We start from the raw sequence: 15,417 nt of genomic DNA on the forward strand, positions 1-15,417 counted from the left end.
ATTCCCGGCGTCTCTATCAGCTAACTTATCCACGCTCTCTTTCACCGCCGTATCCTTGTCTCAACGCAACGGGACGAGACACGATGAACGTTCTCAATTCACTGGAATACCGCAAGGCCTTTGGTAACTATCTGCGCCGGGGAACTCCCATACACCTGTCGCTCAAGGCGGAAGATCTCGGTTATCCAACGACTCATTATATCTGGCGCACACGCGGCGACCCACAGGTCCGCCCTTCTCACATTGAAAATAACGGCAAGGTATTTGCCTGGGATAATCCGCCGGAAACCGGCCATCCGGGAGGAGACTATAATTGCCGCTGCACAGCCGAACCCTATGAACGAGGGGACAGCGAATATGCCTATCAGACTGTTATCAGCGACATCAAGGACAATCCAAAACAGTGGAATACGTGGAACTTTATCGATCATTTCAGAAATGGTGGTGGTAGGCCCGTTACACTGTCTGAGACAGGCAATTTGGCGGGCCTGATTTTCCAATATTTTTATCCCGCTTTGGTGATCGATCGCATTAACGCGCAGATCATCGACGCTGCCAGGAGGGTGAAATCTGGTCCGGTCTCCTACGATTTCGACGGATCGTATCAATTTATCAACTATGTTATTGCGTTCGGGGGCGGTGTCGTCGGCGGGCAATTTACAGGATCGGTCAAAACCGAAAACGGCATGATGTATATAGAAGGTGAAATCGTCTACCAATACTCGGACACATTTACGGATACTGCAGACTTGCGGGAAATCGCGACTGGTTCCTCTGCCTTGACACCGGATTCGTGGCAATGGACAGAATTCGGAGGAACAGCGTACTCGATTACAGCTACATGGACCACACGTTTCACAAGCGAAGCGAAAATCAATGCGGAAGATAGCATGTACCGATGGCCGGAATGAGTGTCTATTTCCCATAAACGACGCGATGCGTCAAAAGTATGTAGTCCCCAAACGCATAGAAAAAAAACATAAGCGATAGAACGAGCAATGCGGCAACAAGTGGAGAAGTTAAGAGGATAAACATATTGCTTATCAAGTTCTTCCTGCAAAATATCGGCCTTTTGGGATGAAGCCAGATGCGCCGGATAATTTCGAAGGCCGCAGCATATCCGACACTTGTTGTCCAGAAAAAATAAAAATACAGGTCGCGGACTTCCACCGCACGGTACTTTTGCGTGGTGCAATCGAAACGCATGGCTTCAAGTTCACCGGAGGGGATGCGGGCGAGGCATTCGGCATAGACTTCGGTTGCAACCCGTTCATCGAATGCGGCCACCAGTTTGCCAAGCAAGACGGCCAGGGCAACAGCGCCGACCAATCGCGCCATCGTGAGCCAGTCATTTTCCTGTGGTCTTGCGCTAAGTACCAAGGCTGGAGGTACAACAACAAAAAGCCAGAACCAAAAATTCATGAGGGCGCTTGGGCCACTTTCTCTTTCACAACGGGCTCGCTAACGTTACACACATGACGAAGCACAACAATTAGACGATAGTTATGGCAGACATTCCCGTAGAACACTTGAGCGAGGCGGAAGCCGCCGAGGAACTTGGCCGCCTCGCAGCCGAGATTGCCCAGCACGACTACCGCTACAATACCGAAGATGCACCGATCATCTCAGACGCGGCATATGACGCGCTGCGGCGGCGGAACCTCGCCATCGAGCAGCGTTTCCCGCATTTGAGGCGCGAGGATTCGCCCTCGAACAAGGTGGGCGCCAGCGTCTCGGAAAAGTTCGGCAAGGTCACTCACGTCGTGCCGATGCTCTCACTGGACAATGCATTCCACGATAGTGACGTCGAGGACTTCGTCGGCCGTATCCGCCGATTTCTCAAACTTGCTTCGGATGCGAAAATCGGAATCACGGCGGAACCCAAGATCGATGGCCTGTCGCTCTCACTGCGCTATGAACTGGGGCGGCTGGTAACGGCCGCGACGCGCGGCGATGGCACGACCGGCGAGAACGTCACGCTTAACGCCCGCACGGTGGCGAGCATCCCCAATGTGCTGGGTGACAATCCGCCCGATGTGCTCGAGGTACGCGGCGAGGTCTATATGAGCCATGCGGATTTTGCCGCGCTCAATGAGCGGCAAGCCAAAGAGGGCAAGCAGATATTCGCCAATCCGCGCAACGCGGCGGCGGGCTCGCTGCGCCAGCTCGATGCAACGATCACCGCCTCGCGCCCGCTGCAATTCTTCGCCTACGCCTGGGGTGAGGTCAGCGAGATGCCGGCCAAGACGCAGATGGGCATGGTCGAAGCATTCCGATCCTATGGCTTCCGCGTCAATCCGCTGATGCAGCGTTTCGAAACGGTGGAAGCTCTGGTGAAGCATTATCACCAGATTGAAGAACAGCGTGCCTTGCTCGGCTACGACATCGATGGTGTGGTCTATAAGGTCGATGATCTGGCACTGCAGCAGCGGCTCGGTTTTGTCTCGCGCAGTCCGCGCTGGGCGATTGCGCACAAGTTCCCGGCCGAACAGGCGATGACGATCCTCAGGGGCATCGATATTCAGGTTGGCCGCACCGGCGCGCTGACGCCGGTGGCGCGGCTTGAGCCGGTCACGGTCGGGGGCGTCGTCGTCACCAACGTGACGCTGCACAATGAGGACTACATCAAGGGCATCGGCCAAAATGGCCAGCCGATCCGCGAGGGCCGGGACCTCCGCGTTGGCGATACGGTCGTGGTGCAGCGCGCCGGCGATGTCATTCCGCAGATCGTCGACATCGTTGCGGACAAGCCGCGCGGGCCGTCGGCCTATGTCTTCCCGGACATGTGCCCGGCCTGCGGTTCGCACGCGGTGCGCGAGGAAGGCGAGGCGGTGCGCCGCTGCACCGGCGGGCTGATCTGCCCGGCGCAGGCGGTGGAGCGCATCCGCCATTTTGTTTCGCGCAATGCCTTCGACATCGAGGGCCTTGGCGAGAAACAGGTCGAATTCTTCTTCAAGTCCGATGATCCGGCGCTGCACATAGGCACGCCCGCCGATATATTCACGTTGAAGAAGCGCCAGGCCAACTCCCTCACCAAGCTTGAAAACATTGATGGTTTTGGTGCGACTTCGGTGAAGAAGCTTTATGACGCGATCGACGACCGGCGCGAAATCACGCTCAGCCGCTTCATTTATGCTCTCGGCATCCGCCACGTTGGCGAGGTCAATGCCAAGCGGCTGGCAAGAGCCTATCGCTCCTATGAAGCACTTGCCAATGCTGCAATGGCGGCGGTGCCGCCCAAGGACAGGGCCGACAAGGGCAATGATGCATGGCGCGAGCTGAACGAGGTCGAAGGCATCGGCAGCATTGTCGCCGAAGCATTGGTCGACTTCTATGCGGAAGAACACAATCGCGAGGCACTTGCAGCGCTTCTGGCGGAGGTGACGCCTCTCGATGAGGAAGTGAAAACGGTGGGTAACTCGCCGGTTGCCGGCAAGACCATTGTCTTCACCGGTTCGCTTGAACGCATGTCGCGCGACGAGGCCAAGGCCATGGCCGAGCGTTACGGCGCCAAGACGGCTGGTTCCGTTTCCAAGAAAACCGACCTTGTCGTGGCCGGTCCTGGCGCTGGATCAAAGCTGACGCAGGCGCAAAGTCTTGGCATCGAAGTCATCGATGAGGATGGCTGGTTCACACTGGTGGGCGCATGAGCGAGATTGTATTTAAAGGCTTTGGTGACAAGGCGCTGCCGTTTCTGAAGGCACTGGATTTCCATCAGAACCGCGAATGGTTTCTGGAAAACAAGGATTTGTTCGAAGCGCATCTTTATGAACCGCTCGGCGATCTGGTTGAGGATCTGCTGGTGCGTTTCGAGAAGGCAGGCCTGCCTTTCCGGGGCGACAGGAAGAAATCGCAATTCCGCATTAAACGCGATACGCGCTTTTCCAAGGACAAGAGCCCCTATAACCGGCATCTGTCCGCGCTGTTGTCGCCCGACGGCAATAAATGGGTGGAGAGCGGCTGCTTCTATGTCTGTATCGGCCTTGAGGATTATCGTGGGTGCTATGCCGCCATCGCCTGGTGGCAACCGAAGCCGGAACTTCTGCTGGCCATGCGCAAGGCTATCGTCGAGAAGCCGGAAAAGTACCGTGCAATGGTCAAGGCGCTTGCCAAGAACGGGCTCGAACTGAACGACACCAATCGTTTGAAGCGAACGCCGCGCGGGTTTGAAACTGTCACTGATCCAGATCTCATTGAAGCGCTGCGCAACCGGAACTTCGTCGTCCGCTTCCCGATTGACCCCTCCGGCATCACCTCGCCAGGGCTTGCCGACGATCTTCTCGACTTTGCCGTGCGCGCAAAGCCGTTAATTGACTGGGGCAGGGCGATTGAAGGGACGCTGGTCGTCTGAGCGCAGCTACTCGAGCCACTCCGTCACGAAAACATCGTTGGCGTGAATATCGATCGTCTCGAGCGTGCCGGGGCCCAGATTCTCGAATTTATGCGGTGTATCGGCGGGTGAGACGACGATCTGACCCTCATGGGCGTCGATGATTTCGCCACCCACCGTAAAGCGGGCATGGCCCTTACGGATGATGAATGTCTCGGTGTAGGGATGTTTGTGCAGGCGCGGACCGGCGCCGATGCGTTCCTGGCAATTAAAGATGATCGATACATTGGTGCCATAGGGCTTGCCGGTGACTTCTCCCCGCCAAAGCTCCGGATGATGCGCCCAGACGTCGCGATCGATGACATGCGCCATGGTTTTTCTCCCTTTGAACGCTCTCGAGCCGAACCTACCTACAGGGCAATGCGGTGACAAGAAGGGGCGGCAGTCCCTTATTGCAGCAACATTGATGGTATCGATCAACAAATCTCACGTGACAGCCTGACCATCCTGGCCTAGAGCAGACCCATGGACGAGCAAATATATCAACGGGACACCGCCACGGCCGAACCCACGAGTTCCCGGTCGCAATTCTGGGAGGGCTTCGCCAAGGGCTTGCCCATCATGATCGCCTCGGCCCCGTTCGGCCTGTTGTTTGGCGCACTTGCTGTCGATAACGGCTTTAGCGTGTCCGAAGCGGTGCTGATGAGCGCCGCGATCTACGGCGGTGCCAGCCAGATGGTTGGTATCGAGCTCTTCGGCCACAACATACCTGCTTGGCTGATCGTCTTTTCGATTTTCGCGGTCAATTTCCGCCACGTCCTCTATTCGGCCGCCGTGGGCCGGCGCATCGGCCATTTCAAGGCGGTGCAGAGCGCGCTCAGCTATTTCCTGTTGACCGACCCGCAATATGCGGAAACTGAGAAGCGAGCGGAATCCGGGAAACCGGTGACATTTATCTGGTATCTCGGCGTGGCCACGCCGATCTATGTGATGTGGGTATTCGAAGCGTGGATCGGCGGTCTGTTCGGCAACCTCATTTCCGATCCGCATGCACTCGGTATCGACATGCTGTTGCCGATCTATTTCCTCGGACTGGTCATGGGCTTTCGCAAGCGCGACAACTGGGCTCCGATCGTCATTGCCAGCGCCATAGCCTCGATCATTGCATACAAGACAGTCGGTTCGCCATGGCATGTCAGTATCGGCGCCTTGGCCGGTATTCTGGTGGCCGTGATCGTTGCCAAGCCGGAAAAAGCACAAGGGAAACGCTGATGTCTTCGATATTCTGGATCATTGTCGCCGGCGCAATCCTGACATTCCTGACGCGTATTGGCGGTCACCTGGTATTGTCACGCTTTGAACGCATTCATCCGCGTGTCGAAGTGGCGTTGAATGCGGTGCCGGCTGCAGTCCTGACGACGCTGGTCGCGCCCGCGGCTGCTACCGCCGATTGGCGCGGTCTGGTGGCGCTGGCCTTTGCCGGGCTGATTTCACTGCGCTTCAATGCCCTGACAATGTTTCTTGCCGGCGCAGCAATGATTATCCTGCTGCGCCAGCTCTCCTGATCAACCTTTCAGTTCGTGGCCGAACGGCTCGGTCGCCGCGATAAGCCATTCGCGTGCCGGGCCGGTCGTGTGCGGGAGCAGAGCCTCGCGAACGCGCGCATGATAGGCATCAAGCCAGATCAGTTCTTCCCGCACCAGCAGGCTGGTGTCGATCAAACGCTTGTCGATGGGGCAGAGTGTGATCGTCTCAAAGCCCATCATCGGAATGTCTCCGCCTTCCGGCACTTCCGGTTCGGTGACGATCAGCAGGTTCTCCGTGCGGATACCATAGCCACCAGGACCGGGTTTGTAGTAGCCGGGCTCGTTGGAAAGGATCATGCCCGGCAGCAGTTCCTGCACGCCCCGCTTCGAGATGCTTTGCGGCCCTTCATGCACCGAGAGAAAAGAGCCGACGCCGTGGCCAGTTCCATGCCCGTAATCATAACCCTGCTTCCACAGCGCAATGCGGGCGAGAGCGTCGATATCCATGCCACGCGTGCCCTTGGGGAAGCGTGCGGTCGTGATGGCGATCATACCTTTCAGCACCAGTGTGAACTTGCGCTTCATATCGTCGGTCGGCTTACCCACCGGCAGCGTGCGGGTGATGTCGGTCGTGCCGTCGCGGTACTGGCCGCCGCTGTCGATCAGGTAGAGTTCGCCGTCTCCCAACGTGCGGTTCGACGCGGTACTGACCCGGTAGTGCGCGAAGGCGCCATTTGGCCCCGCACCGGAGATGCTGTCGAAGGAAAGGTTTTCGAGCGGCATCTGAAAACCCTCTGCCACCGTACGGCGCGTTTCTTCCAGTTTCGTCGCGGCGATGATCTCGTCGATGGTCCCGGGCGCTTGTTCATCGATCCACGATAGGAAAGATACCATGGCCACGCCATCGCGCTCGTGTGATTTGCGCGCGCCTTGAAGCTCGGCGGCGTTTTTGACGGCGCGTGGCAAGCGGGCCGGATCAAGGCCGTCGGCGACCTTTCCGCCAGCCTGTTCAATGATCAGTCGAAGCTTCTCGGCTGCCAGCGCTGGATCGAGCATCACCGTCTTGCCTTCGGCGGCGAAAGCCGAAATATCTCCCTCCAATGCCGAGGGCGGGCGCAATGTCGAAAGCTGTGTAAGGTACGCCTCGGCTTCGATTGGCAGTTTGCGCTTGTCTATAAAGAGTAGCGGCTCTCCCGATGCGGGAAGCAGCGCGAAAGCCAACGGCAGAGGTGTGTTGCTGACGTCATTGCCGCGAATATTGAACGCCCAGGCAATTGACGAAGGATCCGTCAGGATCGTCGCATCGGCTTTTGCCTTGGCAACTGTCTCGGCCAGTTCGTGCAACTTCTCGCTGGCAAGCTTGCCCGCATATTTTTCCGGCTGGATGGTGACGGCTTCGAGCGGCGGGGCTGGCTGATCGTCCCATATCATGTCAACCAGATTGTCTTTGACTGCAACGAGACTGCCACCGTTCTTTTCGAGTGCCTCCCGCAGGGCCTTGGTTTCGCTGATCGTGTGCAGCCAGGGATCAAAGCCGATGGTGAATTTCTTTTCGGCATTGCGCAGCCATACCGGTGGCGGAGTATCGACCAGACTTTCAATCGTGAAGATTTCTGGATCCGTCTGTTCGGCGGCCTGCAACGTATAGCGACCGTCAACGAACAGATAGGCTTTGCTTTTCAGGATCAAGGCAACGCCGGCCGAGCCGGTAAACCCGGTCAACCAGGCCAGACGGCGGGCGCGGGCGGGTACATATTCGCCCTGGTGCTCATCGGCGCGCGGGACGAGAAAACCGTCAAGGCCAAGGGTCTCGAGTTCGGCACGCAGCCTGGCGACGCGCGGCGCGGCGGTGGCTGGATTGCTTGCGACCTCAAACGACTGAAACATGATGATTGGAACCTCTGCTTTGTTAGAGGTCGAAACCTATCTCCCTGCCTTCACGCGTGCAATGGAGGAGTGGACTTAGCAACGGGATTCTGCCGTTAAAGCCTCAGTCAATCACAGTTGCATTGCACAATTATATCCTCGCAGTGCACAATATACATGGCTGCCATGCGCACACGGCGCTGGTTCGGAGCCACCCAAATCAACTACCCTTTGCAATGGGAGGATCGGTTGCCACCATATGATCATGGAGATGAGAGATGGCATACAAGATCCGTGGATTTTTCAAGACAGCGCTCGAAAATCTGATCGCCTGTCGTACAGCCCAGATGCAAAGGTATGTGGTGCGGTCAATCGACGGGACACGCGAAAGAACAAGACACCGCAACTATTACGTCTAAGCCGCTTTGCGTGCCGCGTTGGCCTTGAGGTGCAAGGTCACCCAGCCCTCCCGGCGCAGTGTTTTTTGATGGAATAATCCCTGCACGCGGTAAGCGGCGAGGACTTTGTCGCGCTGTGTTTCCAGAATGCCTGAAAGGATGAGCGAACCGCCCCAGGCGAGGTGTCTGCGCATCTCGGGTGCCAGCTGCATGAGCGGCCGTGCCAGAATATTGGCAACGATCAGATCGAACGGCGCGGCGAAGCGCATTGCCGGATGGTGAAACCCTGTCGCGGTTTCAGTCCGCACCCGTGCGGCAACGCCGTTCTTCACGACGTTTTCCTGCGCCACCGCAACGGCGACCGGATCGATGTCCGTCGCCAGGACGGGGATGGGGGCGAGCTTGGCAATGCCGATGGCGAGCACTGCACTGCCGGTGCCGAGATCGAGCGCATTGCGCGGATGTTCTCGCCGGATGACCTCGCCGATCATGTCGAGGCAGCCGGATGTAGTTCCGTGATGACCGGTGCCGAAAGCTTGTCCTGCATCGATCTCGATGCCGAGGTCATTGACTCGCCGCTTGTCACGGTCATGCGAGCCGTGCACGAAGAACCGCCCGGCGCGCACAGGCGTCAGCCCTTCCAGCGAATGCGCGACCCAATCGATATCTGGTACCTCTTCGCGCTTGAGTTCCAGGCCAAAGGCATCGCTGCCGAGAACATCCCTGATACGAGGCTCGATCTCGTCCGGCTCGAATGTATAAACGGAAACCTCGAATATCTCGCGATCCTCATCGACTTCGCAGGTCGAGATCGGCAAGCCATCCTCCTCGAATGCGCGTTCAAGCATGGAGAAGACGCGGTCGGCTTCGATCTTGCCGGCAGTGAGGAAAAGTCGGGTCTGGGTGGTCATCAGGAAACAGGCTTTCGGATATTCGGTCAGCTCTTGGCGAGACGTTTCAATTTCTCGACAGCCGTATCAGGATTTTCGCCATAGGCAATGGTGCCAAAAAAACCGCCCTTGCTGTCCAGAAGAAAGATCGAGGCGGTATGGTCCATGCTGTAGTCATTGCCTTCCCCGGGAACCTTGCGCGCGTAAACACTGTAACCCTTCAGCATCGCCGCCATCTTGTCTGGCTCGCCGGTGACGCCAACGATCCGGGTGGATACATTGCTGACATAGGCCTTCAGCGTCTCAGCGTTATCGCGCTCAGGGTCCACTGTGACGAAATAGGCGTTAATGTCCTTTCCTTCCGGTCCGAGCTTCTTGAGCCAGCCGTCGAGCTCGAACAGGGTGGTCGGGCAAACGTCCGGGCAATGGGTAAAGCCGAAAAATATGGCTGAAGGCTTCTGACGGAAAGCAGCTTCCGTGATGGGCTCACCATTCATCGTTGTAAGCTGGAACGCCGTGCCGAACGGTCCTTGATTGCCGCTGGCCGACTGGCGCGAGGTCTGGAACGTGATCCATCCGGCCGCGGCAGCAAGAAGCGTGATCGCTACGATCAAAAGTGGCAACAGGCGTTTGTTCATGGATAATGACTCTGGAACTGCGACGCGATTACATGCACCACGCCAGTCCCGCATTGATGAGGGAAAGGAAAATGGAATCGCCCTGATTGAACCATGCGGCGAAAGTCAGCCCGGATGCTGCTGCGGCGCCGAGTGCGAGCACTGCATAAAGCACAATTCTCGGTGCGCTGATGGAGGATGACGTTCTCATGGTGCGAATATAGGATTTCGGCGCCATTTATGCAAAGCAAAGATGGAGACCGATACTCCATACAACAACCCCTGTCCTGACCTGGAGATTTGGAGCTGGCTGCGAATCCGGCTCCCGCATATTTCCTGAAAGCACAAGCGCGGATAAACATTTTAAATCTGGCATGATATACTTGTTCCGACTTCAATCGGGGGGAAGCGGAAATGAGAAACATTACCTTGGCGGTTGTTACCGCCACGATTGCACTTGGCGGCTGTGTATTACCCAAAGTATCCGGAACGCCGTTGGTTGCGCCGGACACGATCTACGAGGCACCACCTGTTCGACTAACTGAAAAAGGTGCGTTCTTGCGGAAAGACAACAGGTCGGCCTATTGCCGTTCCGAGGCCGCCGGACTGTATGGGACGCGTTCGCAATACGTCAAAACCATGCCTCTGGCCGTTGGGACTGATGGCTCGATGACGATCGACGGAAGCGTTGATAAAGGCAGCGAGGGGACCAAGAAGTTCCAGTGCCGGTACAATTCCAAGGGCGCATTAATTGGTGCCAAAGCGCTGTAGATTGTGGTGCCCATCCGATGGCGTTTCTGATCGTCCGCGCCGGCAGGCGTGACGTGTCGCATGATCGATATCATTTTAATTGGACCTTGTTTTCATTGGGGCAAATTGCCATTCCATTAGTTTCTATGCAAAGGAATTGCCCAAACATCATTTGAGAAAATTCATGGCCGGCACAGACGATCCACGCTTCCAGAACGACCAGCCGCGCATTCATCCAAGCGCGCAGCTGAAGGGTGTAAAGCTCGGCAAATATACCGAGGTCGGCGAGCGAGTCGTTTTGCGTGATGTGACGGCTGGTGATTTTACCTACTTCGAGCGCCATAGCGAGGGCATCTATGCCGATATCGGGCGCTTCTGTTCGATTGCAGCGAATGTCCGCATCAATGCGCTCGAACATCCGATGGAACGGCTGACGACGCATAAAATCAGTTACCGGCCAAATGAATTCTTCCGCTATCAGGGAATTGACGGCGCATTCCGTGCCCGCCGTCAGGCCAAGCGAGTAGCCATCGGCCATGACGTGTGGATGGGCCACGGCGCGGTGATCATGCCCGCTGTCAAGATAGGCCACGGTGCGGTCATTGGCGCGAATGCTGTGGTCACCAAGGACGTGGCGTCCTATACGATTGTTGCGGGCAACCCCGCGCGGCTGATCCGCCCTCGCTTTCAGGAAGAAATTGCCAACCGCTTGCTGCAGCTTGCGTGGTGGGATTGGCCCTCAGGGACAATCTTCGAAGCCATTCCCGATATACAATCGCTCAGCATTGAGGATTTTCTGGCCAAATGGGAACGTTAGTTGCCACTGCCATTCCGCTTGCAATCTTCCAGCCCAGTATCCAACTGTGTCTGGAACCTGTTCGCAACTTCAGGAGATTTTCGATGAGACGCACACTCGCTGCACTGGCCATTCTCGGCGCCGCAATCCTGCCTGCCCAGGCTGAAGAAGTCGGCAAGGTCGGCGTCGACTGGTTCGGCAATGACATTGTCATCGATGCGGTCAGTGATCCGAAAGTCCAGGGGGTTACCTGTCATCTTGCCTCATTTTCGCGGGGCATGATCGACCGGCTGCAGAAGGGGAACTGGTTCGAGGATCCTTCCAACGCCTCGATCTCCTGTCAGCAAACCGGCCCGATCACTATTGACGATATCAAGCTGGGCGAGGGGGGCGAGCGCGTGTTTTCCGAACGCACCAGTCTCATCTGGAAGAAACTCATTATCACGCGGATCTATGACAGCGCGAATAACTCGCTCATTTATCTGGCCCACGCCAGTCAGGTCCAGGATGGTTCCGCCAAGACATCGATCTCGACAATCCCGCTCTTCGCAGGGAACGTGACCTGGACAAAGGGCAAACCGGAATAATTTCGACGGACACGATGCCGCCGGTTTATCCGGCGGTATTTCATACTATTTGCCAATATCATTTCGATTTTTCATGATGCAGAATAATCAAGCTTTTTCAAAGGTTTGATGATGAATTTTCGCATAAAGAATCATAGGCTCGGTGCCGCTTCCACGTCCAATGTGAGTTTTGTCCGCTCGCCCAATACCGGCGGCGAGCTGAAACCCAAATTCCTGATCATTCACTACACGGCAAGCGGACCTGACGCCGATATTGCCAGATACTTCTCGCAGAAATCCACCCTTGTCTCGGCCCACCTTGTCATCCGCCGTGATGGGTCCATCACCCAGTGCGTCCCATTCAACCTGGTTGCCTGGCACGCGGGTAAGAGCCAGTGGATCGGCAAGGATGGCGCGTATTCGGGCCTGAACAGCAATGCCATCGGCATCGAGATCGAAAATTGGGGACCGCTCGCCAAGAGTTCGGCGGGCTGGGTGTCATGGACCGGCGCCCCGGTGGATGGTTTGAAGGTCATCGAAGCCCGCCATAAATTCGGCGTGCCCGATTGCGGATGGGAAGTGTTTGCGGCAGCTCAGATCGAGACCGCGATCGCCGCCGCACGGGCCATCTGCAGCGAATATCCGATCGAGGACATCATGGGCCACGACGATATTGCGCCCGGCCGAAAATCCGATCCCGGTCCTGCCTGGGACATGGCGACGTTCAAGGCAAAGGTCAGGGGCGAGGCAGAAAATGGCGGCGCCGTCATGGTGGTTCGCTCCAGCAGCGGGCTGAATATCCGTGCAGGCGCTGGAGCTTCCTACCCCACGGTCAAGCCAGCAGCCTTGCCTGACGGGACGAGAGTGCTGGTGCACGAAGCCAGTGGAAAATGGCGTTATGTCTCGGTGTTGACGCGGGCGGGCCAGCCGGATTTTTCCGGCTGGGTGCATGGCGATTGGTTGTTTGAGGGGTAGGCAGAACGGGCCGGAGAGAGCCGCTCAAATCCCTTTGACGAAACTGTCCAGCACCCGCTTTTGCCCGGCCTTGTCGAAATCGATCGTCAGTTTGTTGCCTTCGATTGACGAGACGTTGCCATTGCCGAACTTGATGTGGAACACGCGATCGCCGACATCGAAATTCGAAGGCGTTTCGCTGACGGATTTCGCCACCAGTTCGCCATCGATGGTGCGGCCCTTGACAGAGCCGCGACCGGCGCCATGGCCGGAATCCGTCTCGCCATAGCCGATGCGCTCGACCCGCGCGCCGGAACGTGAGCCCCAATTGTTGCGTGTCGCGTCGGAGCGGTTCGCTTGCGCCCTTTGCCAGCCCGGCGTTGAATAGGTGTTCTCGAACGGATCGGCACGATCGAAACGCGATTGGCCGTAGCCACCCCCGCCACCATAACCGCCGTAGGAATTGCCGGTCGCTACCACTTCCACATGCGCTTCCGGCAATTCTTCCAGGAAGCGGGAAGGAATCGTCGATTGCCATAAGCCATGGATACGCCGGTTGGAAACGAACCAGATGTGCAGGTTTTTCTTGGCGCGCGTCAGACCGACATAAGCGAGGCGGCGTTCTTCTTCGAGGCCGGAACGGCCGCCTTCGTCGAGCGCACGCTGGTGCGGGAAGAGCCCTTCCTCCCAGCCGGGCAGGAACACCGTCTCGAATTCGAGGCCCTTTGCCGAGTGCAGCGTCATGATGTTGACGGCATCGAGATTTTCGTTCTGCTCGGCGTCCATAACCAGCGCGACATGTTCGAGGAAAGAGCGCAATGACTCATATTCCTCCATGGAACGGATTAACTCTTTCAGGTTTTCCAGCCGGCCCGGCGCTTCGGCTGAGCGATCCGCCTGCCACATCGCCGTATATCCGGATTCGTCGAGGATTTTCTCGGCGAGCTCCGTATGCGGTGTGGAATCGATCGATAATTGCCAGCGTTTGACGTTCTCCACCACCTCGCGCATGGCCGAGCGTGGCTTGGGCTTCAACTCTTCCGTCTCGATGAGGTCCATTGCCGCGTCGAGCATGCTGATATCGCGTGCCCGCGCATAATCATGCACCTGGCGGATCGCTGCCTCGCCGAGGCCACGCTTCGGCGTGTTGATGATCCGTTCCAGCGCCAGATCGTCCGAGCCTTGCGCGACAACGCGGAAATAGGCGAGCGCATCGCGGATTTCGAGGCGCTCATAGAACCGCGGACCACCAAATACCCGATAGTTCAGGCCGAGCATTGCAAAGCGGTCTTCGAATTCACGCATCTGGAACGAGGCGCGCACCATTATCGCCATATCATTGAGATTATGGCCCTTGCGCTGTGCCTGCTCGATTTCCTCGCCGACGGCGCGCGCTTCCTCTTCGGAATCCCAGGCGGCGTGCACATTGACCTTGGCGTCTTCCGGGGTCGCGGCATCGGTGAACAGCGTTTTGCCGAGGCGGCCTTCATTGTGCGAGATGAGGAAGGAGGCGGTGCCGAGAATATGCGCTGTCGAGCGATAATTGCGCTCGAGGCGAATCACGACCGCGCCGGGAAAATCCTTCTCGAACCGCAGGATGTTGTCCACTTCCGCGCCGCGCCAGCCATAGATCGACTGGTCGTCATCACCAACGCAGCAAACATTCTTCGAGCCCTGCGCGATCAGGCGCAGCCACATGTATTGGGCGGTATTGGTGTCCTGATACTCGTCAACCAGGATATAGCGGAACTTGGCGTGATACTCCTTCAGCACATCCGGATAGGCGCGGAACATGCGGATTGGATGGCAGAGAAGATCACCAAAATCGCAGGCATTGAGCGTCTTCAGCCGGTTCTGGTAGGCGGTGTAGAGCTCGCGCCCCTTGCCATTGGCGAAGGAACGCGCATCGCCCTCAGCGATCTCCGACGGGCCGAGTCCCTTGTTTTTCCAGCCGTCTATCATCAGCGCGAACTGCTTCGCGGGCCAGCGCTTGTCGTCCAAACCTTCGGCCTGGATGATCTGCTTGATCAGGCGGATGACGTCATCCGTATCGAGGATGGTGAAATCGGACTTGAGACCGACCAGTTCCGCATGACGCCGCAAGAGCTTGACGCCGATGGAGTGGAACGTCCCGAGCCAGGGCATGCCTTCCACGGCGCCGCCAACCAGAACGCCAATGCGCTCCTTCATTTCGCGGGCCGCTTTATTGGTGAAGGTCACAGCCAGGATCTGGCTCGGATAGGCCTTGCCGAGCGACAGGATATGGGCGATGCGGGAGGTCAGGACGCGGGTCTTGCCAGTACCGGCACCTGCAAGAACCAGAACCGGGCCTTCCGTCGTTTCAACTGCAAGGCGTTGCTCGGGATTGAGGCCATTAAGATAGGGCGGTGCACCACGCGCTTGCATGGCACGCGCGGCGATACCCGAAGGCTGCCGAGGCAGATCAGGTTCGTCGAAAAATGGAATATCGTCAGGCAATCCGGACATTTGACCCCAATGTAGTGATTCGGCACCGAAAAACCAGATAAATGCGATACAAAAAGAGAACGGCCAATCTTGGGCGGGCGCCTTTCCCCCGAAACCTGCAGTTGAAATATTCAAGCGCCGATATTGCGTCGTCCTGTTTTAAGGCTTACCCATTTTGATCAGAGAAGATTGTGGCAACCGCCGGCGCGTTCGCAGCCGCATGCCAGCGCATTCGATCCTGATTGAGCTTGGAAAAGG

Annotated in this window: 15 protein-coding genes; 9 read left to right on the forward strand and 6 right to left on the reverse strand. The window is 57.3% G+C overall.

Annotated elements, in window-relative coordinates; translation table 11 throughout:
• Window positions 1-83 precede the first annotated feature (83 nt).
• Window positions 84-911, forward strand: coding sequence for a phage minor head protein (locus tag CU103_RS04445; RefSeq protein ID WP_106662739.1), 828 nt, complete (start codon window positions 84-86; stop codon window positions 909-911).
• A gap of 4 nt (window positions 912-915) precedes the next feature.
• Here CU103_RS04445 and CU103_RS04450 read toward each other — a convergent pair whose 3' ends face one another.
• Window positions 916-1,422, reverse strand: a complete 507-nt coding sequence (locus CU103_RS04450) for a hypothetical protein (protein WP_146147745.1) — start codon at window positions 1,420-1,422, stop codon at window positions 916-918.
• A gap of 83 nt (window positions 1,423-1,505) precedes the next feature.
• Here CU103_RS04450 and ligA point away from each other — a divergent pair, with 83 nt between their 5' ends.
• Together ligA and CU103_RS04460 are read left to right on the forward strand one after the other, a co-directional pair.
• Complete coding sequence (gene ligA / locus CU103_RS04455) at window positions 1,506-3,650, forward strand: NAD-dependent DNA ligase LigA (RefSeq protein WP_106662741.1); 2,145 nt, start codon at window positions 1,506-1,508, stop codon at window positions 3,648-3,650.
• Window positions 3,647-4,351, forward strand: coding sequence for a DUF2461 domain-containing protein (locus CU103_RS04460; RefSeq protein ID WP_106662742.1), 705 nt, complete (start codon window positions 3,647-3,649; stop codon window positions 4,349-4,351). The genes ligA and CU103_RS04460 overlap by 4 nt, the downstream gene beginning before the upstream one ends.
• A 6-nt stretch (window positions 4,352-4,357) precedes the next feature.
• Here CU103_RS04460 and CU103_RS04465 read toward each other — a convergent pair whose 3' ends face one another.
• On the reverse strand, window positions 4,358-4,702 hold the full coding sequence (locus tag CU103_RS04465; RefSeq protein WP_106662743.1) for a cupin domain-containing protein: 345 nt from the start codon (window positions 4,700-4,702) through the stop codon (window positions 4,358-4,360).
• Between the two features lie 153 nt (window positions 4,703-4,855).
• Between CU103_RS04465 and CU103_RS04470 the strand changes: the two genes are divergently transcribed.
• Window positions 4,856-5,602: an AzlC family ABC transporter permease gene (locus CU103_RS04470; protein ID WP_106662744.1), complete on the forward strand. Its 747-nt coding sequence runs from the start codon at window positions 4,856-4,858 to the stop codon at window positions 5,600-5,602.
• On the forward strand, window positions 5,602-5,895 hold the full coding sequence (locus tag CU103_RS04475) for an AzlD family protein (RefSeq protein WP_106662745.1): 294 nt from the start codon (window positions 5,602-5,604) through the stop codon (window positions 5,893-5,895). Before CU103_RS04470 ends, CU103_RS04475 begins: the two co-directional genes overlap by 1 nt.
• Here the strand turns inward: CU103_RS04475 and CU103_RS04480 are convergent, their stop codons facing one another.
• The 3 genes from CU103_RS04480 to CU103_RS04490 form a co-directional block, all read right to left on the reverse strand.
• Window positions 5,896-7,746 (reverse strand): aminopeptidase P family protein, encoded by a 1,851-nt coding sequence (locus tag CU103_RS04480; protein ID WP_106662746.1) that lies wholly within the window; start codon window positions 7,744-7,746, stop codon window positions 5,896-5,898.
• Between the two features lie 391 nt (window positions 7,747-8,137).
• Complete coding sequence (locus CU103_RS04485) at window positions 8,138-9,031, reverse strand: 50S ribosomal protein L11 methyltransferase (protein WP_106662747.1); 894 nt, start codon at window positions 9,029-9,031, stop codon at window positions 8,138-8,140.
• 26 nt (window positions 9,032-9,057) lie between these two features.
• Complete coding sequence (locus tag CU103_RS04490; RefSeq protein WP_106662748.1) at window positions 9,058-9,648, reverse strand: SCO family protein; 591 nt, start codon at window positions 9,646-9,648, stop codon at window positions 9,058-9,060.
• 393 nt (window positions 9,649-10,041) lie between these two features.
• Here CU103_RS04490 and CU103_RS04500 point away from each other — a divergent pair, with 393 nt between their 5' ends.
• The 4 genes from CU103_RS04500 to CU103_RS04515 all read left to right on the forward strand — a co-directional run bounded on the left by CU103_RS04500 (window position 10,042) and on the right by CU103_RS04515 (window position 12,714).
• Window positions 10,042-10,398 carry a hypothetical protein gene (locus tag CU103_RS04500; protein WP_106662750.1) on the forward strand — a complete coding sequence of 119 codons (357 nt, stop codon included), beginning with the start codon at window positions 10,042-10,044 and terminating at the stop codon, window positions 10,396-10,398.
• A 163-nt stretch (window positions 10,399-10,561) separates the two neighbouring features.
• Window positions 10,562-11,194: an LbetaH domain-containing protein gene (locus tag CU103_RS04505; protein WP_106662751.1), complete on the forward strand. Its 633-nt coding sequence runs from the start codon at window positions 10,562-10,564 to the stop codon at window positions 11,192-11,194.
• Between the two features lie 83 nt (window positions 11,195-11,277).
• On the forward strand, window positions 11,278-11,760 hold the full coding sequence (locus tag CU103_RS04510) for a CreA family protein (RefSeq protein WP_106662752.1): 483 nt from the start codon (window positions 11,278-11,280) through the stop codon (window positions 11,758-11,760).
• Between the two features lie 108 nt (window positions 11,761-11,868).
• The gene (locus tag CU103_RS04515; RefSeq protein ID WP_106662753.1) at window positions 11,869-12,714 is read left to right on the forward strand and encodes an N-acetylmuramoyl-L-alanine amidase; all 846 of its coding nucleotides are present in this window, start codon (window positions 11,869-11,871) and stop codon (window positions 12,712-12,714) included.
• Window positions 12,715-12,738: 24 nt separating this feature from the next.
• On the opposite strand, the gene CU103_RS04520 is transcribed toward CU103_RS04515, so the two are convergent.
• The gene (locus tag CU103_RS04520) at window positions 12,739-15,180 is read right to left on the reverse strand and encodes an ATP-dependent helicase (protein WP_106663293.1); all 2,442 of its coding nucleotides are present in this window, start codon (window positions 15,178-15,180) and stop codon (window positions 12,739-12,741) included.
• Window positions 15,181-15,417 lie beyond the last annotated feature (237 nt).

The organism is Phyllobacterium sophorae, assembly GCF_003010965.1.
GTDB lineage: Bacteria > Pseudomonadota > Alphaproteobacteria > Rhizobiales > Rhizobiaceae > Phyllobacterium > Phyllobacterium sophorae.

Coding starts and splice junctions, on each gene's coding strand:
- CU103_RS04445 (WP_106662739.1), top strand. CDS start 84: ATGAACGTTCTCAATTCACTGGAATACCGCAAGGCCTTTGGTAACTAT.
- CU103_RS04450 (WP_146147745.1), bottom strand. CDS start 1,422: ATGAATTTTTGGTTCTGGCTTTTTGTTGTTGTACCTCCAGCCTTGGTA.
- ligA (WP_106662741.1), top strand. CDS start 1,506: ATGGCAGACATTCCCGTAGAACACTTGAGCGAGGCGGAAGCCGCCGAG.
- CU103_RS04460 (WP_106662742.1), top strand. CDS start 3,647: ATGAGCGAGATTGTATTTAAAGGCTTTGGTGACAAGGCGCTGCCGTTT.
- CU103_RS04465 (WP_106662743.1), bottom strand. CDS start 4,702: ATGGCGCATGTCATCGATCGCGACGTCTGGGCGCATCATCCGGAGCTT.
- CU103_RS04470 (WP_106662744.1), top strand. CDS start 4,856: ATGGACGAGCAAATATATCAACGGGACACCGCCACGGCCGAACCCACG.
- CU103_RS04475 (WP_106662745.1), top strand. CDS start 5,602: ATGTCTTCGATATTCTGGATCATTGTCGCCGGCGCAATCCTGACATTC.
- CU103_RS04485 (WP_106662747.1), bottom strand. CDS start 9,031: ATGACCACCCAGACCCGACTTTTCCTCACTGCCGGCAAGATCGAAGCC.
- CU103_RS04490 (WP_106662748.1), bottom strand. CDS start 9,648: ATGAACAAACGCCTGTTGCCACTTTTGATCGTAGCGATCACGCTTCTT.
- CU103_RS04500 (WP_106662750.1), top strand. CDS start 10,042: ATGAGAAACATTACCTTGGCGGTTGTTACCGCCACGATTGCACTTGGC.
- CU103_RS04505 (WP_106662751.1), top strand. CDS start 10,562: ATGGCCGGCACAGACGATCCACGCTTCCAGAACGACCAGCCGCGCATT.
- CU103_RS04510 (WP_106662752.1), top strand. CDS start 11,278: ATGAGACGCACACTCGCTGCACTGGCCATTCTCGGCGCCGCAATCCTG.
- CU103_RS04515 (WP_106662753.1), top strand. CDS start 11,869: ATGATGAATTTTCGCATAAAGAATCATAGGCTCGGTGCCGCTTCCACG.
- CU103_RS04520 (WP_106663293.1), bottom strand. CDS start 15,180: ATGTCCGGATTGCCTGACGATATTCCATTTTTCGACGAACCTGATCTG.